This is a genomic window from Sedimentibacter sp. B4 (genome assembly GCF_000309315.1).
In the GTDB taxonomy this organism is placed as follows: domain Bacteria; phylum Bacillota; class Clostridia; order Tissierellales; family Sedimentibacteraceae; genus Sedimentibacter; species Sedimentibacter saalensis.
Genome location: NZ_CANG01001100.1, coordinates 1 through 268, shown reverse-complemented (window position 1 = coordinate 268; position 268 = coordinate 1). Strand labels below are relative to the sequence as shown.

General features: G+C 68.7%; 1 protein-coding gene. It reads left to right on the top strand.

Translation table 11 applies throughout. From position 1 onward, the window contains the following. Positions 1 to 268 (top strand): hypothetical protein (locus BN358_RS27310; protein ID WP_198018550.1); only part of this gene is annotated, 268 nt, incomplete at both ends.

The window sequence follows — 268 nt, the reverse complement described above, 5'->3', positions numbered from 1 at the left end:
TGGCCGGATGGGACTCCCCCCGTTCGAACTGATCGGCTACCTCGCCTCCGCACTGGTCGTGGCGTCACTGGCGATGACCTCGGTGGTACGGCTGCGGATCGTCTCGCTGGTGGGATCGGTCGTGTTCGTCGGCTACGGCCTGCTGCTGCCCTCCGTCCCGATCGTGATCACGAACGCCGCCGTGGCCGGGCTGAACGTCTGGTTCCTCCGCAAGGAGTTCGCGCCGAACCGGGACCTCGGCGCAGTGCCGATCGAACCGGACGCCCCG